Below are 24,638 nucleotides of genomic sequence, written 5' to 3'. Positions count from 1 at the left end.
CGTCATTTTCGCGACGGCGAAACTCATAAAGCAGCATGTTATGCTTTAGGCTTAGTTAATTATAAATGATCACATCATAAATTAAAAATATAAATAGTAATAAACAAAATGAAACACATCCTAAAGTCGCTAATATTTTTACTATTAATAGGTTTTTATTTATCCGCTGACGCACAATCGTTTTATAATGTTACCAAATATGGTGCGAAAAACGACAGCAGTAAATTGGCTACCGCTGCCATCAAGAAGGCAATTGATGCGGCATCAAAAGCAGGTGGTGGAACGGTTTATTTCCCAGCAGGAAAATATCTAACTGGGGCAATACATTTAAAGAGTAATATCACCATTTTTATTGATGCTGGTGCTGAATTGCACTTCAGCAATAACTTTGATGATTATTTGCCAATGGTAGAAAGTAGATACGAAGGGGTTGATGTTAAAAGTTTTTCTCCATTATTTTATGCTTACAAAGCGGAGAATATTTCCATCATAGGGCGTGGATTAATTGATGGCCATGGTAAGAAGTGGTGGGATTTTGTAGAAGGTTATAAAGAAGGGCAAGCTCGATCTAAATGGCAATATGAATTCGATAAATTAAACAAAGATATTCTTTTGCCCGATGATCCAAAGCAGATGAAACGAGGTTTTCTTCGTCCGCCGTTTATTCAAACCATGTTTTGTAAAAACGTATTAATCGAAGGCATTACCATACGAAATTCTCCATTCTGGACGGTTAACCCTGAGTTTTGCGAAAATGTAAAAATCCATGCAGTGACGATTAATAATCCGTACTCCCCAAATACGGATGGAATCAACCCGGAATCCTGTAAAAATGTTCACATTTCAGATTGCCATATTAGCGTTGGTGATGATTGTATCACGATTAAATCAGGTAAGGATGAACCTGGAAGAAGAATGGCAGTCCCTGCAGAAAATTATGTAATTACCAACTGTACGATGTTATCCGGTCATGGCGGTGTAGTGATTGGCAGCGAAATGTCTGGAGATGTGCGAAAAATTACCATATCTAATTGCGTTTTTGATGGAACGGATAGAGGAATCAGAATTAAAACTGCAAGAGGAAGGGGTGGTGTAGTGGAAGAAATTCGGGTGAGCAACATCATCATGAAAGATATTAAGCAGCAAGCTATTGTTTTAGATTTGCAGTACGCTAAAACGAATGTCGAACGCGTGTCTGATCGAACCCCAAAATTCAGAAATATCCACTTCAGCAATATCACCGGCCAGGTAAACCAGGCAGCTTACCTTAATGGTTTAGAAGAAATGCCGATTGAAAATATCACGTTTAACGATATTAATATGGATGCAAAAACTGGTTTTGACATCAGTTTTTCTAATAAAATCGAATTTCATAATGTACAGGTGAACACAGAAATCGGCCCATCTTTAAAGGCATCTAGAGTAAATAATCTGGTAATTAATAATCTTAAAACTTACACTCCGCATAACGATGCAGCAGTGGTAGACTTAAAAAATGTAAGTAACTTATTTCTTTACAACTCTTTTCCAGTGGCAGGAACAGGCACTTATTTGAGGTTAAGCGGTGCCGGAACGAAAAATATCTCTTTAGGAAATAACAATTTTAGAAACGCCAGGGTGGGTGTAAGAAAGGAAAAAGATGCCTTCGAAGCGATAGACTATGTTTCTGGTGATAAAGGACAATAGAACCTGATGAAAGTTGAATCGATTATTTTAATAGCTACGCTCTTGTGTACCATCAAGGTTTCTGTTGCACAACAAGCCAAGCAGGAACTCTGGTATAAACAATCTGCAGAGAAATGGACCGATGCCCTACCAATTGGAAACGGCAGAATTGGGGCAATGATTTATAGCGGTGTAACTCACGATCATATTCAGTTTAACGAAGAAACTTTATGGACCGGAAAGCCTCGCAACTACAATCGGAAAGGTGCCTACAAATATCTTCCGGAAATTAGAAAGCTACTTTTCGAGGGGAAGCAAAAAGAAGCTGAAGCACTTGCTCAAAAAGAGCTTATGGGCCTGCAAAGTGAAGCAGGCGATCGTAAAGCATGGGTGGCGGAAATGAAGAAAGGTAAGGGAATGACCGGAAACCCTGCTTCAGCGAATTATGACGACAAACTTTGGAAAACAATTGCGGTACCCGCTTACGAAGGTTGGGAAACTGTAGGTTTAGCTAATGTTGATGGTTCAGTTTGGTTTAGAACAACTTTTGATGTAGCACCAGGCTGGGCGGGTAAAGATTTGGTTCTCGATCTTAACAAAATTTTCGATCAGGACTTTACTTACGTAAACGGCCAATTGGTTGGCAATACCGATGGCCCCGATGCCAGAAGATATACTGTGCCTTCAAAACTGATTAAACCTGGTAAGAATGTAATTGCTATCCAGGTGCTTAACTACTACGATCGTGGTGGGATAGGTGGATATAAGGATACGAGTAAAAAGATCGGTGTTTATCCCGTAGGTGCAACAATTGAACAAGGCGTTTCGTTAGTGAAAACTTGGAAATATAAAATTCAAGATCAAAATCCTCCAGCCGTTCCGCAGTATCAAGCCAGTTATCAGCCTTTTGGTGATTTGAATTTACAATTTGCTCAGCAAGGTTCAATTAGTAAGTACAAGCGTTCTCTTGATTTAGCCACTGCAACCGTTCGCACTGCTTATCAGGCAAATGGAGTGAATTTTATTAGAGAATATTTTGCGAGTCAGCCTAACCAGGCGATCGTGATAAATCTTACTGCCGACCGTAAAAAATCAATCAGTTTCACTGCTGTTTTATCTAGTTTACATCAAAAGTCTGTGGTAAAAGTGTTGCCGAATAACACACTTTCACTTACCGTAAATGTGAAAGATGGCGTATTGAGGGGCGAAAGCAGGTTGACTATCCAGGTTAAAAATGGATCGATAAAAACAATCGGTGAAAAAGTTCAGGTGATTAATGCTGATGAAGCGAGATTATATTTAACGGCGGGAACTAATTTTATAAACGCTCAAAACGTTTCTGGCGATCCAGCCAAGGCAAATATCCAAGCGCTAACCTCGTTGACAGGTAAGTCGTACGCAGAAGTGAAGAAAAATCATGTTCAGGAATATCAGGCTTATTACAATAAATTCAAAGTAAATTTTGGTGCCTCGGAAAATGAGATACTGCCAACTGATGAACGTTTAGTAAAGTTTGCAACTTCCAATGATCCTGCTTTCGCTGCACTTTACATACAATATGGTCGGTATTTGTTGATTTCTAGTTCAAGGCCTGGTACGCAACCCGCAAATCTTCAAGGGATTTGGAATGATTTACTTACGCCACCATGGGGGAGTAAATACACCACAAACATTAACATGGAGATGAATTACTGGCCAACGGAAATTCTAAATCTTTCGCCATTAAATGAGCCTTTGGTTAAGAAAATAGAAGGTCTGGCGAAGGCAGGGGCAGAAACTGCTCGTGAGTATTATGATGCACCGGGTTGGATTTTGCACCACAATACTGATATTTGGAATGCTACAGCGCCAATAAATGCCTCCAATCATGGAATTTGGGTAAGCGGTGCCGCCTGGTTAAGTCAGCATTTGTGGGAACATTATGCATTTAGCCAGGATAAAAAATTCTTAAGTGAAGAAGCTTATCCCTTGATGAAAGGAGCGGCGTTGTTTTTTGATGCTTTTTTGGTTAACGATCCGAAAACAGGTTGGTTAATCAGTACGCCTTCCAACTCGCCAGAAAACGGTGGCTTAGTTGCCGGGCCAACGATGGATCATCAAATCATCCGTACCTTATTTAAAAATTGCATTGCTGCTGCCGATATTTTAGGTGTTGATCGTGAACTGAGAAATTCATTGGCAGTAAAGCTGAAGTTAATTGCACCAAACCAAATCGGAAAATACGGGCAGTTGCAAGAATGGTTAGAGGATAAAGACGATACCACAAATAAACATCGTCACGTTTCCCATTTATGGGGTGTATTTCCTGGAAATGACATCACCTGGAGTCAGGATGAAAAGATGATGAATGCCGCAAAACAATCTCTGCTTTATCGCGGCGATGAAGCCACTGGCTGGAGCTTGGCATGGAAAATTAACTTTTGGGCAAGATTTAAAGATGGCGACCATGCCATGGAACTGGTAAAAATGTTGCTAAAACCAGCGAAAAGTGGAGCTGGATCCTATGTAAACTTGTTCGATGCCCACCCACCATTTCAGATTGACGGAAATTTTGGTGGTGCAGCCGGCATCGCAGAAATGATTGTCCAAAGCCACCAGGGATTTATCGATATTCTACCTGCCTTACCAACAGAAATCCCTCAGGGAGAGATTAGTGGATTGCAGGCCAGAGGTGGTTTCGAGCTAGATATTAAGTGGAAGGACGGAAAACTGGAAGCACTCGAGGTGAATTCTAACGCTGGCGGAACATGTTTAATTCGCTATAAAAATCAAACCATTAGTATTTCGACCCAGCCAGGTGAAGTTTATAAGTTAAGTGGGGATTTAAAAACGCTTTAAATCTTATGTAAATCGTCATTGCGAGGTACGAAGCAATCTTAAAGCAACTGCAAAATTAAATTAATGAATAAGACTGCTTCGTGCCTCGGGATAACGCATAACGTTATTGTATGAAAAATTTAAAAGTATCATTTCTTGCCATTTTTCTTTGTTTAGCATCCGGTGCTTTCTCGCAAAACAACCGAAAAGACATTCTACTTAATGCCAACTGGGTAAGCATTGCTGATGAAAAAAACATCAATGCCTACAATGGGTTTGAAAATACCACCTTTAAAACCAATAACTGGAAAACCCTAAACGTTCCCCACAACTGGGACCAATACGAAGGATATCAAAGAAAACTTCACGGCAATAAACATGGTTACGCCTGGTATAGAAAAACCTTCAAAAGCAACGAAATTAAAGCTGGCAAAAGGTTTTTCTTATACTTTGAAGGTGTTGGCTCTTACGCCACCATTTGGCTAAATGGAAACAAAGTTGGTTATCATGCTGGTGGAAGAACTACGTTTACTTTAGATGTGACCGACATTATCAAATCAAATAATCAGGAAAACTTATTGGCTGTTAGGGCAGATCACCCTGCAAACATCCAGGATTTACCCTGGGTAGATGGAGGTTGCTCTACCGAAAGAGGCTTTTCCGAAGGTTCGCAGCCTATGGGTATTTTCAGACCAGTACATCTCATCGTGACCAATGAGTTGCGAATTGAGCCTTTTGGTGTTCACATTTGGAATGATAATAGGATTTCAGAAAAATCTGCCCTGCTGAATTTTGCTACTACTGTCAAAAATTATGGTTCAAAACCTAAATCAGTAACAATCTACAACCAGTTGTTAGATGCTGAAGGCACTATCGAAAAAGCACTGCCTAAAAAAATAGTTATCCCGGCAGGCAAAGAGATTGTAATAAATCAAGAAACCGATGAGATTATTAATCCCAAATTATGGTCGCTCGAGAACCCATATTTATATACTTTGAAAACATCCATTATCGAAAATGGTAAGGTAATAGATGAAATAAAAACGCCTTACGGAATCAGATGGATTAGCTGGCCAATTGGTGAACAAGCAAATCAAAAAGTATTTCTTTTAAATGGAAAGCCAGTTTTTATCAATGGAATTGCAGAATATGAGCACTTAATTGGCAACAGTCATGCTTTTAGCAATGAGCAGATTCGCTCGCGGGTAATGCAAATTAAATCTGCGGGTTTCAACGCTTTCCGCGATGCACACCAACCGCATAATTTACTTTACCAAAGCTATTGGGATGAACTTGGTATTTTAAGCTGGACCCAAATGGCAGCTCATATCTGGTATGATACGCCTGAGTTTAGAAAAAACTTCAAATCATTACTGGTCGACTGGGTTAAGGAACGCAGAAATAGTCCGTCGGTTGTATTGTGGGGCTTAGAAAATGAGAGTACTTTACCCGAAGATTTTGCGAAAGAATGCACCGAACTGATCAGGAAATTAGATCCGACGGCATCATCGCAAAGAAAAGTAACCACTTGTAATGGCGGTAAAGGGACCGATTGGGATGTACCGCAAAACTGGACAGGAACTTACGGAGGCAATCCTGCAACTTATGGAGAAGATTTAAAAAGACAGGTTTTGGTTGGTGAATATGGTGCCTGGAGAACAATCGATCTTCATGAGGTTGACGCAAACGGGAAAGGTTTTACTGAAAACAAAATGACCGATTTAATGGAAACGAAAGTTCGTTTGGCAGAAACGGTAAAAGATCAAACTGCAGGTCATTTCTTCTGGCTATATAGTTCACATGATAATCCGGGTCGGGTACAGGGGGGAGAAGGCCTGCGAGATTTAGATCGCATTGGTCCGGTAAATTATAAAGGAATGTTTACCCCATGGGAAGAGCCGACTGACGTTTTTTACATGTTCAGAGCCAATTATGCGCCAAAAGCTACCGAGCCCATGGTTTATATTGTTTCTCATACCTGGCCAAATCGCTGGTCAATACCAGGGATAAAAGACAGCATTGTGGTTTATTCCAACTGCGATGAGGTAGAGCTTTTTAATGATGTAGATGGAGCATCATTAGGCAAGCAAAAACGTGGCGCTATCGGAACACATTTCCAATGGAATAAGCCAAATATTAAATATAATGTGCTTTACGCAGTCGGATATATTAATGGAAAGGCTGTCGCCAAAGATCAAATGGTGTTAAATAGCCTACCGAAATCTCCAAATTTTGATCGCTTGGTAATTAATACCGATGTTTTAAAACCTCAAGATAAGTACAACTATTTATATCGGTTAAATTGTGGTGGGCCATCTTATCAAGATCATTTCGGGAACCAATGGCTGGCAGATCAACAGTTATCTTCCAATACTAAAAATTACGGTTCAACCTCCTGGACTTCCAGTTTTCCTGGAGTACCGTCATTTTTTGCTAGTCAGCGAAGAACCTTTTCGCCAATCGCGGGCAGTTCAGATTGGAAGCTCTTCCAATCCTTCCGTTATGGTAGAGATCAGTTGAAGTTTAGTTTTCCTGTTCCAAAAGATGGCGAATATTTAGTAGAGCTATATTTTATTGAACCTTGGCTGGGAATAGGTGGTGGCATGAATGCTGAAAAAATGAGGTTGTTTGATGTAGCCGTTAACGACAAAACCGTGCTAAAAGATGTTAACATCTGGAAAGAAGCAGGTGCTAATGCTGTTTTGAAGAAGACCGTAAAAGTGTTCAGCAAAGCGGGACAATTGACTATATCGTTTCCGCAGATCAAAGTTGGGCAGGGGCTTATTTCCGCCATCGCCGTTGCCAGCTTAGATAAAACTCAAATTCCTGCAAATCAGTCTAATTCGATTGTGAGCATTCCATCTGGAAAGAATTTTAAACTTGGTAGTTGGATGGATATTGGCGATAAACAATTTAATGATTCATCTGTGGAATTTACTTCCTTACCACCAAATTTATATGGGGCAGAGTGGATTCAAACCAGTAAAGTCAACAAAGATTTTGTTTTTAAGCTAAATGCAGTAGCTGATGTTTTCGTGGCTTTAAATGATAGCGATGCCAAGCCAGTCGATTACGAGAATACCAAAACGCAGATTACAAATAGCGATGAAGAAAAGTTTATGGTCTTCCGCAAAAGGTTTTCAGCAAATGACCAGGTCACAGTGAGAGGCAACGTAAGAGCGATAGCCATTGTTCCGCCAAGTGAACTCGAGCCAGCATACGATTTAAAAACAGTGACTAGTTACAAAGCAACTGATGCAAAACTGGCAGGTCAGAGTATTGTTAAACAAAATTTAATGGATAAGCAACGCGTTATTTTTAAAGAAAGTAGCGGTGGGATTTTAGAATGGTCGATAGGCGTTGGAGTGGCCGATACGTATTCTTTAACTATCAAATACCATAATCCATTTTCAAAAGTTTCAAGAGCTAAAATCGAATTTCTTTCTGCGGATGGCACATTAATGAAAACAGAACAGGCCGAATTTGCCCCAACAAAATCAGGTAAATGGAATTATCTGAATACCAATACGGGCAGCATGATCAATGCAGGAAGTTATAAAGTGCGTTTAATTGCAATAGATGCGAAAGAGTTGGCGATTGATGCTTTAGATGTGCAATAGGGTATCAGTTGCAAGTTACCTGTTATTATTTACCTGTTTGATCTTTTATAAGTTACGGGTTGAAGGTTGCAGGTTACAAGTTAATAGTTGTGAGCATACAGCCGGTTTCTTATAAGGATCGCAAGCAGATATAACTCATATTGGATAAGTTTTTATTTTTCGGCTTGCAGACCTGTAATTGATAACTCGCAGCCCGTAACACGACAACCCTTAAAGATAAGATGGTACAAGATGTAGCCAAAATCTTATATGAATGCTGATGTTTAGAAATGCATATTTGTTTTAACCAAATTAATAAACGAGCCAATAAGTAATGAAAGGTCTTCCTATTTTCGATCTTGCGATAATCTTCATATACCTTGTTGGGATGATATTAGTTGGCGTTTATTTCTCACGAAAAAATAAAAATTCCGAACAATTTACAAAAGCTTCGGGCCTTATTCCCGGATGGGCAATAGGTTTATCAATTTATGCAACGTTTCTAAGCAGCAATACTTTTTTGGGGGTTCCAGGGAAAGCCTTTGGAAGCAACTGGAATGCATTTGTTTTTAGTATTTCTATGCCGCTCGCCGCTTGGGTAGCCTCAAAGTATTTTGTTCCTTTTTACCGCAATACAGGAGAAATTTCTGCCTATACACATTTAGAAAAACGTTTTGGCGCCTGGGCGAGGGTTTACGCAGTGCTTTGTTTTTTACTTACGCAACTGGCCAGAATGGGGTCCATATTCTTCGGCATTGCATTAAGTTTACAAGCGTTAACCGGGTATTCCATGCAAATGATCATGATTGTGATGGGCATCTGCATTATTTTTTATACCGTGTTAGGTGGAATTGAAGCAGTAATCTGGACCGAAGTGGTGCAGGCTGTAGTGAAAACATTCGGCGCTCTACTTATCCTATACCTCATCATTACCAATATGCCAGGCGGCGTTTCTAAAATCGTAGAAATTGGTAAATCGGCAGATAAATTTAGTCTGGGAAGTTTTAAAATGGATTTCGTCGGCTCTTCGTTTTGGGTAGTGTTGTTGTATGGGTTCTTTATCAATCTGAACAATTTCGGGATGGATCAAAACTATATCCAACGTTACCATACCGCATCATCAAGTAAAGCTGCATCTAAATCAATATGGCTTTGTGTATGGTTATATATTCCAGCATCGCTATTATTTTTTATTATAGGATCTTGCTTGTTCGCCTACTACGAAGTTAATCCGGACTTGGTGCAATCCATTAAACACCAGGTAGCACTTGAAAGATTGCCCGTGGGTACAAATGCTTCAGAAGTTTTGAAACTGCAAAATGCATTGCTTCCATCAGATTACGGCGATAAGATTATGCCGCATTTCATGGTCACGAAAATTCCGGTAGGGTTGGTTGGATTAATCGTTTCAGCAATTTTATCGGCAGCAATGAGTACTATCAGTTCTGGTATGAATGCATCTGCAACGGTTTTCTCTGAAGATATTTACAAGCGATACATCAAACCCGATGTAACGGAAAAACAGAACCTGTCGCTGCTACACATTGCAACGATTGGTTTTGGCTTATTGGGGATGATTGCCGGAATTGCAATGATTGGCGTTAAAAGCATTTTGGATGTTTGGTGGGAACTTTCGGGGATATTTGCTGCTGGTATGCTGGGTTTATTTTTACTTGGAATTATTAGTAAACAAACAAAAAACCACGAAGCGATAATCGCAACCATCATCGGAATTGTCGTCATTATCTGGATGACATTTTCCACCCTATTGCCACCGGAATATGAAAATTTCAGGAACCCTTTGCATAAAAACATGATTATCGTAATCGGCACGCTGACCATATTTTTAGTTGGAATTTTCGTTACAAAAATCAAGAAGAAAAAAATAGAAACTGCAAATTAATATCATTTGATTGCACAAATTATCATATTAAATCCCACATCAATATAAAATGGAAAATGCACAAAAAGGGTTCATCCCGGTAATGCTCACACCTTTTTTAAGTAACGGCGAGATAGATTATCCTGCCCTCACGCAATTAACCGAAATCTATTTGCAAGCGGGTTCTTCTGGTTTATTTGCCAATTGCCTTTCGAGCGAAATGTTTGAATTAACTGATAAGGAACGTATCCAAGCCATTAAACATGTAATAAAAGTAGCAGATGGTTCGGTACCGGTGGTGGCTACCGGAACTTTCGGTGGTCCAATTACTAAACAAGCAGATTTTGTTAAAGAAGTGAGCGATTTAGGCGTTGAAGCTGTAATTGCCATCACAGGTTTGTTGGCAGATGAGCAAGAAAGCGATGCTGTTTTTAATGATCGGGTTTATGACTTGCTGAATCAAACTGGCAAAATTCCCATCGGTTTTTATGAATGTCCTGTGCCTTACAAAAGGGTTTTGAAACCTGAACAGTTGGCAGATTTTGTATCGACAGGAAGAGTGATCTACCACAAAGATACCTGTCTGGATTTAACACAGATTAAAGAAAAACTTCGGCTTACGGAAGGCAACGCTTTTGGTTTATATGATGCGTATATTGTGCATGCCGTAGAATCTTTAAAGGCGGGGTCGTCTGGTTTATCCTGCATTCAGGGTAATTATTTTCCGGAGTTAATCGTATGGCTTTGCGACCGCTATAATGATGAAAGTCTGGTTCAAGAAGTAAATGCTGTTCAGCAATTTTTAATCGATAATATGGATGTAATGCACAATGTTTATCCAATAGTTTCGAAATATTTTCTTCAAAAAAGAGGGTTAAATATCTCAACATTTACGAGGAGAAATGTAGGATCATTTACACCGACCATAGTTAAGGAGGTAGAGAAATTATATGACGATTACACTGCTTTAAGAACGGATTTAAATATCCAGGTATTTATTTAGTTTGGCCGCAGATTCGAAGATGATAATTGTTAATTTTAAATCTCAGCACTTTAGTATTCCAAACAACGATTTTTTGTGATTTCGTATCAGGTGAATCAAAAAATCATAATTAATTATTCTTAATCAATCTGCGAATCTGCGGCCCAGATATTATGATGCTAATTCAAATATTTTCTTTTATAGTCCAGCGGCGTCATCCCGGTAACTTTCTTAAAATGCCGGTAAAAGTTCGAAACGTTGTTGAAACCGCAATCAAAACAGATCATTTCGGTAGGGAGCTTGTTTTCTATTAAAAACCTGCAGGCGTGGCTTACCCTTATTTCAATCAGGAAATCATAGAAAGTCTTTTTGGTCATCAACTTAAAATAACGGCAAAACGAGGTTACGCTCAAATTACTCAAATTAGCCACCTCTTCAAGTGTAATGTCCTTTTTATAGTTGCTTAAAGTATAATTACAGATTTTATTGATACGCAAAGTCTCTGATTCGTTCGATCGATAGAAAGTATTTTTGCTCGTCACGATGGTCGAATACTCGTCAGTTTCGGCCAATGTTTTCAGTATGGATAACAAAATAATAATGCGGTCTAAATTTGTCGCATCAATAGCAGAACGCATTAGCTTAACCAACTTTTCTTTTGCCATTCCATTAATAACCATTCCACTTTTCGCTTTTTCAAATAGCTTTGGCAATAAATAGGCTTCGGGTAAATTGAGCATATATTTTCCCAGGCAATCAGGCAAAAAGTGAATCACCATCGCTTCGGTGTTAAGCTCCCGGTTATTTTGAAAGTACTCATCCTTACAACGCCAGGTGTGAGGTAAGTTTTCGCCTAGCAGAATCATTTCATCCGGCTCAAAATTACTGATGTTATCCCCAATAAACCGAACACCTTCTCCTTTGATTACATAATGCAATTCCAGTTCTGGATGGTAATGCCAAATGTTTCCAAAATCAGGTTTAATATCATGACGGATACTAAATGAACTTTGAAGCGTAACGGGAACTTTATGAAAGTGAGGTTTCATATTTATTGAACTAATATTTGGTTAAGATTAAATATCATTATTATTTAATCGTGCTGCTAATTGACTTAAAGTTAGTAAGTTTTATGGTAACATCCTATATTAATTTGATAAAAACTATTATTAAATAACGTTTTCTTTTGTTGAGTTTTGTATATAGCCCAATAAGGTTTAACCAAAATATAAGCTGACAAATTATTTTTATATAAATTTTTTGTTCATTAATAAATTATGAGAGAAGGTTATCAAGGAGAAATTCTGCTTGTTTCTAGCGGAGATTTACGACTTTCAGCAAATCAGAATTGCTGGCCGGCGCAAGTTGCAATGGAGAAAGATTTAACTGCTGCCATTGAAAAACTAGGTGGGAAAGTTAAAAGAGCTCATCAATATAATTCAGAGAAAAAACACGGTTTTATCGACTCGCAAAGAATGGGTATGGATATTTTTAGAAATATTGATCCAAACCAACCCTTAATAGTTGCTGAAAGTGTTTGGCAATATTCTCATCACGTTCTTGCAGGTTTAATCACGCATAAAGGTCCGATATTAACGGTAGCCAACTGGAGTGGGCAATGGCCTGGTTTAGTAGGAATGCTCAATTTAAATGGGTGCTTAACCAAAGCGGGCGTTTCTTATAGCACCTTGTGGAGCGAAAATTTTACCGATGAATTTTTTATCGATGGCTTACAAGAATGGATTTTAACTGGTAAAATCACTTACGATCAAAGTCATGTTAAAAGCTTAGCGCTAAACAAAATACCGGCAGAAGATGAAAAAGTAGGAAGAGCATTTGCCCGTTCGTTAAAAGAACGTAAGGTTATAATGGGTGTTTTCGATGAAGGTTGCATGGGAATGTACAATGCCATCATCCCTGATGAGCTGCTCCATAAAACCGGTTTCTTTAAGGAACGATTGAGTCAATCGGCACTTTACGCAGCGATGCTGGAAGTTACCGAGAATGAGGCTGAAGAGGTTCTTCAATGGATGCTCAAAAAAGTAATGACTTTTAATTGGGGAACAGATGAAGTGACCCAACTTACCCGCAAACAAACATTAGAGCAGTGCAAAATGTATATTGCAGCCTTGCGCATTGCTGATGATTTTAGTTGCGACACCATTGGAATCCAATATCAACAGGGTTTAAAAGATTTAACCGTTTCCAGCGATTTGGTGGAGGGATTACTCAATAATCAGGATCGTCCTCCGGTTTATTCAAAGTCAGGGAAAGAACTTTATCCTCAAAAAGCATTGCCACATTTTAACGAAGTTGATGAATGTGCTGGTTTAGATGCTTTGGTAACTTATCAACTTTGGAATGAGTTGGGAATGTCTGGTGAAACAACTTTACACGATATCCGTTGGGGAGAATATTACAAAGGTGACAAGGTTGATGGTTTTGTCTGGTTATTCTTAATTTCGGGTGCTGCTCCACCGGCACATTTTATTGATGGTTACACTGGTGCCAGTAGCGATCGGCAACCGGCAATGTATTTTCGCTTGGGCGGTGGGTCTTTAAAAGGCATAAGTAAACCCGGCTTTATCGTTTGGAGTAGGGTATATGTGAAGGATAACGAATTACATTGCGATTTAGGAGTGGGAGAAGTGGTCGCCCTGCCGAAAGAAGAAACTCAAAGAAGGTGGAATGGAACCACACCAGAGTGGCCAATTATGCATGCCATATTAAAAGGTGTAAGTCGCGATCAGTTAATGGCCAGGCATCAGGCCAACCACATTCAGGTGGTTTACACAAATTATGAAGCCAATGCGCATGAAGCTTGTAGAATTAAGGCTGCAGCTTTGGATGAATTGGGTTTAAAAGTGCACTTTTGTGGTGATGTCAACTTATCAAAAAATAGAATTTAATTTAAATATACTCAAACATGAAATTATCAATATTAGCTTTGCTGTTAACGTTTTCTACTGTAGCAGCAACTTTTGCTCAAAAAATGACTCCTGAAGAAAAAGCGAAGTACGTAAAATCAATTACCGAACGTGCTGATAAGATTGTGGCAAACCTGGGAATTGCAGATGCGAAAAAAGCGGAAAAGGTTAGAAATATTATCAGAGATCAATACAGCAACTTAAATGATATTTATGCTGTTAGAGATTTAACAGCAAAGGAAATTAAAAGCAAACTGGAAGGCAACAAGGCAGAAAGAGATTCTGCTTTGGTTAAGCAAAATAGAGGGGTGATGGAATCGTTGGCCAAACTTCATAATAAATATATCAGCAAGCTTTCTGCTCATTTAAGCGAGGATCAAATTGATTTGGTAAAAAATGGAATGACTTACAATGTTTTGCCAATTACTTATAAAGCTTACCAGGAAGAAATTTTAACACTAACTGAAGATCAGAAAAAACAGATTTTGGTTTGGCTCACTGAAGCCCGTGAATATGCAATGGATGCAGAATCATCAGATAAGAAACATGCCTGGTTTGGGAAATACAAGGGAAGAATTAATAATTACCTTTCTGCTGCCGGGTACGATTTGAAAAAAGAAGGTATTGAGTGGGAGAAAAGACGTAAAGCAAAGGCGCAAGGGAATTAAGCAGCTTAAAACTAGCATCAAATCTTCTATTATAAATTTTTATTTAAGAATATTTCATTTATATATGAAATTTGTCTTACATTAGATTAAGGGTTTGATGCTGATAATGTTACATGTATTTTAGTGAGGATAATTAGATAATATTCTACAATAATTACATTAGAAGAAGATTAACCTTTTTGCTTTAAAACTAAAAGTAAAATATATTTCTAACCAACAAACCAAATTAACGCTAATATGATGAATGAGCCACATATAACTGTGCGGCTACGCTGGTGATCCAGTTAAAGCCACAATTTCCAACATCCCCCTTTCGGTATTTTAATAAGCAAGGTTTACATTAAACTAGTAAGTATTCCTATATTTTAATTTCCGCATACAAACTAAACAAAACAATCGCATTTTGCTGTTGCCAATTAGCATTTGCGCCAAAAACTAACCAAATAATACATTTATGAACTTAAAACTTTTACGCAAATTTTCCTGGGTTTTGCTACTCTCGACAATGATCAGTACGTCTTTGTTTGCCCAGCAGCGGCAAATAACCGGGAAGGTTGTTGATAAAAAGGATGGACAACCAATACCCGGAGTTACTGTAGGAATACGAGGTAAAACCAACAATGTAAGTACGAATGACAAAGGTGATTTTGCGTTAATCGCAGACCCAGCTACCGATGCATTGGTGTTTTCGTATATCGGCTATGTAAGGCAGGTAGTGCCATTAGCGGGCAAAACAAATCTTACCATTAGCTTCGTTGAAGATGCTCAAAGCTTGGATAATGATGCGGTTGTTGTTGTTGGTTATGGCGTTAAAAAAAGATCCGAAATTTTAGGATCCGTAGCCAATATCAGAGCCGAAGAAATACAGGATTTACCCGTGCCCAATATTGCCGCAGCACTCAGAAACAGACTTCCGGGTGTAGGCGTAAATACGGTTTCGGGTAAGCCAGGTTCTTCCATAACACTTAATATTCGTAATTCTACAGCTTCAGAACAATCTCAGTTATTTGGAGTAACGTCAGAACCATTGTATGTAATCGATGGAATTACGGTCACCAGAGATGAATTTGATAATATTGATGTTTCCATGGTTGAAGACATTTCTTTTCTTAAAGATGCTTCAGCTGCAATTTATGGTGCATCGGGAGCGAAGGGTGTTGTATTGGTAACTACTAAAAGAGGAAAGATAGGCAAACCTAAAATTAGCTACACAGGATATGTTGGCTTACAGGATAATACGAGTGATGTGAAGATGCTTTCAGCATTCGAACATGCAACTTTGCTAAATGATGCAAATAAAATAAAAAACGCAGCAACATCTTCAATTTTCTCAGATGCAGACTTAGAGGTTTTGAAAAATAATCCAAATAAAAGCTGGTTTGATGAACTTTGGAAAGTTGCGACTACAAACAGACATAATATTAATATTTCTGGTGGATCTGAAACGATTACCTTTTTTGCTGGTGGCAATTACTACAATGAAACTGGTAATTATGGTGGAATAACTTATAATAAATATGCATTCCGTTCTGGGATGAATGCAAAAATCCTACCAGGGCTAACAGCCGATGTAACGCTAAATACTGATTTCAATAAAAAGAATAGTGATACTTATAAAAATGGTGGAGAGAATGATCAGGCATTTTTTCAACAGTTAATTACCACGCCAATGTGGGTGCCTATTCAAATTGATGGTAAACCGGTAAATTACAATAACAATACTAATCCTCTAGCAGTTATCAACTCTGGGAACAATATCTTCTCAAAATCGCAGGGATTAAATATAAATGCGGCGTTAAACTACTCACCAGCGTTTATCAAGGGACTAACGGCAAGTTTACGTTTCGGTAAAAACAACAGGAGCGGTAGTACCGGCCAATATGTTCCGCCATATACTACCTATAACTTCAAAATGACAGGCCAAAACGGTCTGTTATATACCAATGAATCTACGGCTACAATAACTGCTGTTGGCCTTGCCAATACTTTATTGTTGAAGGGGAATGATACAGGTTCAAGTTATCAGGCAATCGGATCGTTGAGTTATGGACGACAGTTTGGAAAACACTCCGTATCTGCGCTGGCAGCATTTGATCAATCTGAAAATAATAGTGAATCATTATCCGTGTACTGGAGAAATCAGGTTCTGCCAAATGTTAAAGAATATTGGGGATTTGATCAATCAACTTTTACCATGCAGGAGAATACTTTTGGCGAAGCGGTTCAAAGATCATTTATCTCACGCTTTAATTATGATTACGATAAGAAATATTTGTTAGAGGTAATCGGTAGATTTGATGCCTCATCTAACTTTGCACCAGGAAACAGATGGGGCTTATTTCCAAGCGTAGGTTTAGGCTGGGTTGTTAGTCAGGAAAATTTCTTTAAAGACAATGTAAAATTCGTAAATAACCTAAAAGTACGTGCTAATTACGGTTTAGTGGGAGAGAGCAGGGTTGATGCCAGGTTATGGCAATCGCGTTACAAGGTAGATCCGAACGGTTATTCTTATAATGAAGTGCTTTATGGGGGATTGAACCCATCAATTTTGCCTAATCCAGATATTACATGGGAAAAGGCCAGAACAATGAACTTAGGTTTAGATGCAACATTATTTGATAACAAATTAAATATCACTTACGAATTTTATCACAGATATTCTTATGATATGTTTGATAAGGGTAACAACGAAAATTTCCCTATGTATGCGGGTTTTGAGGCTCCAATTGTTAACTATCAGCAGAGAACAGCCTGGGGGCATGAAATCTCTATGGGCTATCGCACTAAATTTGGTAAAGATTGGGGACTATCAACCGATGTGATGTTTGGTTTTGGTAATAGTCGGATCGATAAAATGTTCTACAACCAGTTTCAGTTATTCGATACCACCTATCCGGATTTGAAGTATCAGTTTGGAACGGATCCAAGAGTATATAACTCATCAAATTACGGGCTTATCTCTCAAGGTATGTTAAGAACCCAGGCAGATGTTGATGCCTTACTAAATAAATACCCAACCTATACCATTAATGGTTCTGTACCTCAGGTTGGTTGGTTGTATTATGATGATATCAATGGCGATGGAAAAATTACAGAGAAAGATCAAACCATTATGTATAAGAGCCTGAATTCTTTCGGCGTAGGTTTCAATGTAGGTTTAACTTATAAATCATTTAGCTTAAATACCAATTTTGTAACCCGTTTCGGAGGTAAGGCCTTTTTTGATGCGAAATCTAAAGCTCCTGCCAGTACCACAGTAAATGTTCCGGCTTATTGGAAAGATCACTGGACACCTGAAAATACCAGTGCAGAATTTCCTCGGTTTGATGATCCTTCAATAGCAGCTGGCTGGAACTCAACTTTCTGGTCGAGAAGTGGTACAATGATCAGAATCAATAACATGACACTTACTTACAAAATGCCAAAGAGCCTCATAAGTAAGTTAGGCATCTCTGATTCGAGATTTGTGTTAACCGGAAACAATTTATGGACAATTGTGAACCCTTTAGATTATAAAGATCCATATTCTTCCACAATTTATGACTACCCAACTTTGAGAACAATATCTGTGGGTATAAACGTAAGCTTGTAATGTTATTTAAACTCAAAAAAGTTAAAATGAATTTTAAAACAAAACCCGCATTGCTAATCGGAATGATATCAATGCTTATCATATTTTCTTCATCTTGTAAAAAAGATTTTTTCGAACTAGAGGATAGAAACGGAATGGATTCTAGAATTTGGGATAACGAAGGATCTATTCAATTTCTTCTAAATGATACATATGATGTAACCATGCCAGATTTTCCCTACGAGATTACAGCCGATAACGTTATCTATGCGAGTGATGAAGATAAGTTTTCATCTTCAGAATCAATTATGCGTAAAGCCATCGGTGTAAATGGTGTGTTAAACTCAAATGATGTTAAGTTTATTGCCACGAAATATCAGGGCAATAAAGGAGATAATAGATATTTCGATATTGCCCGCTGTAATACAGCGTTAAAAGAAATCCCTAAAGGAACTTTGCCACAAGCTTCGAAGAATAAATTGAGAGGCCAGTTTTTTGCTTTAAGAGCACTTACCTATTTTCAGCTAACTAGGTTATATGGAGGAGTACCGTTAGTTTTAGAACCGCAAGAGCCAGATAATATTGTTCTTTCTGGTCGGGCAAAGGCATCAGAATGTTTCCAAGCTATTGTGAACGATCTGGATTCGGCAATGAGCTTGTTAAATGGTGTTACATGGGCCGATGCTACTGAAAGAGGTAAGTTTACCCGTCAGTCAGCAGCTGCACTTAAAGCAAGGGCATTATTATATTGGGCAAGCCCGCAGTTCAATCCAACTAATAATGCAGCGCACCCTTTTGATCAAAGCCGTTGGCAAAAAGCCTATGAGGCAAATAAAGAAGCTTATGAAATATGTAAAGCTTCAGGTGCTGCATTAATGGCAAATTACGGAGAGATTTTTTTAAAGGAAGGTACTGCAAATCCTGAAGCCATCATTGTGCGGTCTTATTCAAGTAAATTATCAAAGCGGGGACAAAATGTTGAACAGAAAAGCAGGCCTACCGAAGAGGGAGGTAATGCTTCTGCATTTACACCAACATCACAACTCGTAAATGCATATACCATGCGTGATGGTGTTCCTGTTGGGCAAGCGAGCTCATTTACTTATGATCCGGTAGTTTTCTGGGTTAACCGCGATCCACGTTTAGATGCTACAATTGCTTACAATGGTAGTACATGGAAATTGAGTGGTGCAGCCTCCAGAAAACAATGGAGCTATAATGGTGGTATCACAGAAGCATCGCCACAGGGATTTTATCTTAAAAAATTCTGTGATCCTGATTTAGCAAGAGGTTCGGTAATCTACGCAAATGATTTCGGTGGCAATGGTTTAGATTGGGTTGAACTTCGTTTTGCCGAAGTGATATTAAATTATGCAGAATGCGCTAATGAAATAGGTAATATACAAGAGGCAAAAGATTTAGTTAAATTGGTGAGGATAAGAGCAGGTATACAACCTGGTACTAAAAATTACGGTTTAGATCTTGCAACATCAAAAGATTTGATGCGTGATTTAATTTTAAATGAGAGAATGGTAGAATTTTCTTTCGAAGGCAAAAGATCATTTGATTTAAGAAGAACCCGCCGTTACCATTTACTGAGCGGAAATATGCAAACCATCCAATGGACGGTAAAAAGCACAGCTTTAAAAACAGAGCTTGAGGCAGTTGGTACAAATGGTATAAGGTTTAGAGAAAGTATTAATGTTAACGATCGTACTACTTTCGATAAGTATTTTAGTACATCAAATGTAAATCTTGGCGCAACTGGTTTTGGTGTATTGGATACCTACTATTTTTTTGCATTTCCTAGTACCTTTATGAATTCTAGCCCGCTATTAGATCAAACCATTGGATGGGATGGTGGAACTTTTGATCCATTGTAAACCACATATTCATCATTAAATAATTTAAAATGAAAAGAAATTTAAAATATGTAGGCCTGGTTTGTGTAGCAGCCTGCCTTTTTACAGCCTGCAAAAAAGAAACCACCAATATCTTCAACATGTTTGAAGATGTAACTGTAACTTATTCGGCGAAGAGTCCATATGCGGTAACGGATTACAAGGATGTGAACGTTGGTGATAGCGTTTACATAGAGTACACTATCGAATCAGCGCAGACTGACATGTATGTTGCCTGTATTTTCGAAACCTCATCTGCGATACCAACAAAAATCAACCTGGACGCATCTCAAAGGAGAAAAGCCACAGGTATAGTAAAACTAAAAATGGATACCCGTGTAGGTAAAATATCTTATCGGATATGGGCGCTTGATAAAGGTGGAATTTATCTAGGTGATGGGTATAAAACCATTACTTTAAATGTTCTGCCAGATTATAAATACTGGGCCTCACGCGAATTATTCATTCCGGATTCTGTTGGTAAAACCTCTAATTCTTATATTTCATTAACGGATGGGCAGTTATTTAGTTATGCTAACGGCAAGGATAACACTAATAAGATTGATTTGGGTTTATACAGAGTACCAGTAACAGCCAATGGGGTTAACGGCTACATTTATAATGTTTATGCTTTAGATGCTAATCCTCTACCTTTCAATGCTTATGATATAAGCGCATGGACAAATAAAAGAGCAACTTTAGTCGCTGCGCCAAAAACTGGACAAGCATCGGCGTTCACTGCATTAAGAACAGGAGCACAGGTAGTTACGGCAGGTAAAAGTGCAAAACCTACTCTAAAATCAATAACAACTGGTTTGGGTGCAGGTAGTCTGTTTTATTTTTTAACCCCTGAAGGCAAGTATGGTGCATTTTATGTAAACTCTATTTCAAGTAACAACTCATTGAGAGGGGTATTTTTAAATATTGACGTGAAAATCCAGAATTAGATTTAGTATTTCTTATATTTTTATTGGTTTTTTAAAAGAGGCATTTTTAATGCCTCTTTTTTTTTGAATTTGTTAAAAGAAAGATAGCAGCCAATCTATATCGTTTTAGATGTCTTTAAAATAAATTATTTTTTATTTAAATATTATATTTATATATGAATAATTATTTTTACTTTAGATCCCAGTTTTCAGCCTAATGCTTAAAAGTTTTTTGTGTTCCTAATTTCTGGATATTATTAAAGATTTTTGCAGATGCTAGAATATATTTGAATATCGCATTAGTTAAAGTTCTCTAACCAAAAAATAAATTATTATCAATTAAAATGAGCCTTATGATGTCTGCTTTCATTCAATCCTTCGGAGATTTTTCTTATTGATCACATATTATAAAAAAAAATAATTATTAATGTGTTAATGAGATATTTCGGTTAATACCGAATAAAATTGCTGCATTAACCTAACCAAATAACAAATATGAACTTAAAATTTTTGCGCAAAATTTCTTTGCCTGTGCTATTTATGGTATTGATAAGTACAATGCTGTGTGCTCAGGATAGGAGAATTACCGGTAAAGTTGTCGATCAATCAGACGGGCAGGGGATACCAGGTGTTAATGTCAGTTTAAAAGGTGTTCCTAGTAATGTGAGTACTAACTCTGATGGTAATTTCACAATTCAGGTAAAATCAAATTCTGACGTATTGGTGTTTTCGTATATCGGATATATCAGACAACAAATAATAGTAGGTTCCCAAAGCAACATCACCGTTAGGCTCGTTTCAGAAAATAAAAATCTTGATGATGTAGTTGTAGTGGGGTATGGTGCACAGAAAAGAGCTACACTCACAGGCTCAGTGGTGGATATTAAGGCTTCGGAAATAGAAGACTTGCCTGGAACCAACGTTGCTGCCGCTTTGAGTGGTAGGTTATTGGGAGTGGGAGTTAGCGGCGGAATTGCGAGACCCGGTGTTCCAGCAAAAATCACCATTCGTAATCCGAATACTATCTTTTCTAAAGATGGTGGCAGTACCGATCCTTTATACGTTATTGATGGGGTAATTCAAATTGATGGACAGGGCAAACCAGACGCAACCAATTTTGGTAATTTAGATGCTTCAGAAATTGAAAGTTTATCGTTTTTGAAGGATGCTTCTGCTGCGATCTACGGAACAAGAGGTGGAAATGGTGTAGTTTTAGTGACTACCAAGCGAGGTAAGGTTGGAAAGCCAAGAATAAGTTATAGCGGATCTTATGCTTTGAACGATGAAGCTTACCGTACAAAGATGATGAGTGCTTATGAATTCGGCCAGTACTTCAATATCATGAATGGACCAAATGGGGGCAATAAGCCAGCAGGTGTAGATAATTTTTTTACTGCTGATGAATTGGATTATTTCAAAACAATTGATTACGATAGACTTGAATCTGCATGGAAATCAGCTTACGACATGCGTCATACACTCAGTGTAAGCGGCGGAGCGGACAGGGCTACTTATTTTGCTAACGTATCTTACAATAAACAAACGGGTAACTTAGCTACCTTAAACTTCAACAGATGGAATTTCAGAGCTGGTACAGATGTAACTGTTGCTGCGAATTTTAAAGTTGGTTTACAAGTATCAGGAAATAGTGGTGATTTAGTAAAGACCTTTAATAAAGTATCTGGTGAGGGACCGGAAGATGATTACAAAAATCTTTTACTTGCACCAAGATACGTACCTGAATATGTAAATGGGCTTCCAGTGAAGTTGCCAGGAACTACAAACGATTTATCGCGGTACCACTTTGGGGAAATTAATCGTTTAAATAACCTTGCAACTACTAATACCAATTTATTTACTGTGAACGGTTATGCTGAATATGAACTTCCATTTGTGAAAGGTTTGAAGGCAAGATTAGCATACGCAAGAAATACAGGAAATTCAGTCGGAGATCAGATTGGTACGTTTTACACTCTTTACGAATTTAACAGGTTAGGTGGCAATAAACACATTTACGAGGGTTCTACTGTTCTAAGTTCATTAAGGGTAACAAATGGAGATCGCTTGTATTATGCCAATACAAACCAAAAGAGTGAACAAACCAACTTCGTGCTAAATTACGCACGTGATTTTGGCAAGCATTCAGTTAGTGGTTTGTTTACTATCGAGAAGTCAGAATCTGAAAATGCACAGCAGGTTGTTTATAAAGCGGGACCAATTGCTGCAACTAATGGACAGTTCAATTCCGCAACTGGTGCAATAGACGGGTCAACCTCTGCTAATGAAGCAGGAACTTTATCGTACGTTGGAAGAGCAAACTATGCTTATGCAAATAAATACTTAGCTGAGTTTTTATTCAGAACAGATGCCTCCACTAAGTTTGCACCCGAAAATTATTGGGGTAAGTTTTACTCTGGATCTGTTGGGTGGGTAATTTCAGAGGAAAGTTTCTTCAAAGTTCCAGCAATTAACTATCTGAAATTAAGATATGCATTTGGTGTTCTGGGAAATGATCAAACAAAAGCATGGTTGTGGCGCCAGCGCTATACTTTTCAAGATGGAAAAGGAGGGGTATTTGGTGGAAATAGCGCTGCTACAACTGGTTTCAAAATGGAAGCTGCTCCAAACAGGGATGCGAGCTGGAGTACCGAGTATAAAAATAACCTGGGTATTGATGCTAAATTCTTAAATAATAGATTAAGTTTAAACATCGAAGGATATTATAACATGGCCAGAGATATTTTAATTGAACCAACTGCGAGCTTACCGGTAACAATTGGTGGTACTGTTGCATCTGTTAATTTTGGCTCAGCAGATTATTTTGGTTATGAATTAGGTATCTCATGGGATGATAAAATCGGATCTGATTTCAATTATGGAGTTAGCGCCCGTTTCGGTTGGAGTGATGACAAAGTTAAAGTTGGAAACTTCAACGCTAATGATATTCTTAAACCATGGCTGGCTAAACCTAACCAATCATCAGACAATGGTAAATGGGGTTATGATTATATCGGAATGTTTAAATCTCAAGACGAGATTACCAATTATGTTAATCAATATAAAATAACACAAGTGTTTGGTACGCCAGTAGAGCAGCTTCGTCCAGGAACATTATATTACCAGGATGTGAGAGGTCAGCTTCAGTCGGATGGTACCTTCAGTGGTCCAGACGGAATTATTGATGAAAATGATCAAATCCAGTTATCTAGAAAAGCAAGTAATCACTATGGGTTTGGGGTTACTTTAAAAGCTGGCTATAAAGGTTTTAGTGTTGATGCAGTTGTTGCTGGTTCGTTTGGCGGATGGTCAGAAATTGATGAGCGTAAAGCACTGAACGTAAGCATTGCAAGAAACTTTACAAGTTTGCCAAATATCTGGGGTAATATTTATGATCCGGTTATCAATCCGGAGGGTGTAATGCCAAATCCAAATTTTGCAGATATCAATCTAACACCTACTTCAAACTTCTACAAAGTGAGTGCATTTAGAATTCGTATACCAAGTTTTAACGTCAACTATTCTGTTCCTAAAAACATTGTAGAAAAATTAAAAATAAGTAATGCAAGAGTCTTTGTGTCAGCTTTAAATCCAGTTAACCTCTATAATCCTTATACTTATAAAGGCCCGGATGGCGCATGGGATGCTTATCCAAATTTGAGGACACTTTCCTTTGGTTTGAATTTAACTTTATAGATAGACA

At 38.1% G+C, this 24,638-nt stretch carries 12 protein-coding genes; 11 read left to right on the top strand and 1 reads right to left on the bottom strand.

Annotated elements, in window-relative coordinates:
* Positions 1-108 precede the first annotated feature (108 nt).
* The 5 genes from OQZ33_RS20180 (at position 109) to OQZ33_RS20160 (ending at position 10,966) form a co-directional block, all read left to right on the top strand.
* The gene (locus tag OQZ33_RS20180; protein ID WP_265801172.1) at positions 109-1,686 is read left to right on the top strand and encodes a glycoside hydrolase family 28 protein; all 1,578 of its coding nucleotides are present in this window, start codon (positions 109-111) and stop codon (positions 1,684-1,686) included.
* 6 nt (positions 1,687-1,692) lie between these two features.
* Positions 1,693-4,503: a glycosyl hydrolase family 95 catalytic domain-containing protein gene (locus OQZ33_RS20175; protein WP_265801170.1), complete on the top strand. Its 2,811-nt coding sequence runs from the start codon at positions 1,693-1,695 to the stop codon at positions 4,501-4,503.
* Between the two features lie 110 nt (positions 4,504-4,613).
* Positions 4,614-8,102: a malectin domain-containing carbohydrate-binding protein gene (locus OQZ33_RS20170; protein WP_265801169.1), complete on the top strand. Its 3,489-nt coding sequence runs from the start codon at positions 4,614-4,616 to the stop codon at positions 8,100-8,102.
* A gap of 313 nt (positions 8,103-8,415) precedes the next feature.
* The gene (locus OQZ33_RS20165; protein WP_265801168.1) at positions 8,416-9,984 is read left to right on the top strand and encodes a sodium:solute symporter; all 1,569 of its coding nucleotides are present in this window, start codon (positions 8,416-8,418) and stop codon (positions 9,982-9,984) included.
* 49 nt (positions 9,985-10,033) lie between these two features.
* On the top strand, positions 10,034-10,966 hold the full coding sequence (locus OQZ33_RS20160) for a dihydrodipicolinate synthase family protein (RefSeq protein ID WP_265801166.1): 933 nt from the start codon (positions 10,034-10,036) through the stop codon (positions 10,964-10,966).
* Between the two features lie 158 nt (positions 10,967-11,124).
* Here OQZ33_RS20160 and OQZ33_RS20155 read toward each other — a convergent pair whose 3' ends face one another.
* A complete protein-coding gene (locus OQZ33_RS20155) occupies positions 11,125-11,994 on the bottom strand; it encodes an AraC family transcriptional regulator (RefSeq protein ID WP_265801165.1) in 870 nt (289 codons plus the stop codon).
* Positions 11,995-12,222: 228 nt separating this feature from the next.
* Here OQZ33_RS20155 and OQZ33_RS20150 point away from each other — a divergent pair, with 228 nt between their 5' ends.
* The 6 genes from OQZ33_RS20150 to OQZ33_RS20125 all read left to right on the top strand — a co-directional run bounded on the left by OQZ33_RS20150 (position 12,223) and on the right by OQZ33_RS20125 (position 24,631).
* Entirely contained in the window at positions 12,223-13,854 is a 1,632-nt protein-coding gene (locus OQZ33_RS20150) for a fucose isomerase (protein ID WP_265801163.1), read from the top strand.
* Positions 13,855-13,871: 17 nt separating this feature from the next.
* Entirely contained in the window at positions 13,872-14,540 is a 669-nt protein-coding gene (locus OQZ33_RS20145) for a DUF3826 domain-containing protein (RefSeq protein WP_265801162.1), read from the top strand.
* A gap of 454 nt (positions 14,541-14,994) precedes the next feature.
* A complete protein-coding gene (locus OQZ33_RS20140; RefSeq protein ID WP_265801160.1) occupies positions 14,995-18,132 on the top strand; it encodes a SusC/RagA family TonB-linked outer membrane protein in 3,138 nt (1,045 codons plus the stop codon).
* A 26-nt stretch (positions 18,133-18,158) separates the two neighbouring features.
* Positions 18,159-19,994: a RagB/SusD family nutrient uptake outer membrane protein gene (locus OQZ33_RS20135; RefSeq protein WP_265801159.1), complete on the top strand. Its 1,836-nt coding sequence runs from the start codon at positions 18,159-18,161 to the stop codon at positions 19,992-19,994.
* Between the two features lie 29 nt (positions 19,995-20,023).
* Positions 20,024-20,959 carry a hypothetical protein gene (locus OQZ33_RS20130; protein WP_265801158.1) on the top strand — a complete coding sequence of 312 codons (936 nt, stop codon included), beginning with the start codon at positions 20,024-20,026 and terminating at the stop codon, positions 20,957-20,959.
* Between the two features lie 474 nt (positions 20,960-21,433).
* Positions 21,434-24,631 (top strand): SusC/RagA family TonB-linked outer membrane protein, encoded by a 3,198-nt coding sequence (locus OQZ33_RS20125; protein WP_265801157.1) that lies wholly within the window; start codon positions 21,434-21,436, stop codon positions 24,629-24,631.
* Positions 24,632-24,638: the final 7 nt, after the last annotated feature.

This window comes from Pedobacter sp. MC2016-05 (assembly GCF_026239735.1).
Lineage (GTDB): Bacteria > Bacteroidota > Bacteroidia > Sphingobacteriales > Sphingobacteriaceae > Pedobacter.
The sequence above is the reverse complement of the archived record's forward strand: the minus strand, read 5'-3'. Positions and strand labels throughout refer to the sequence as shown.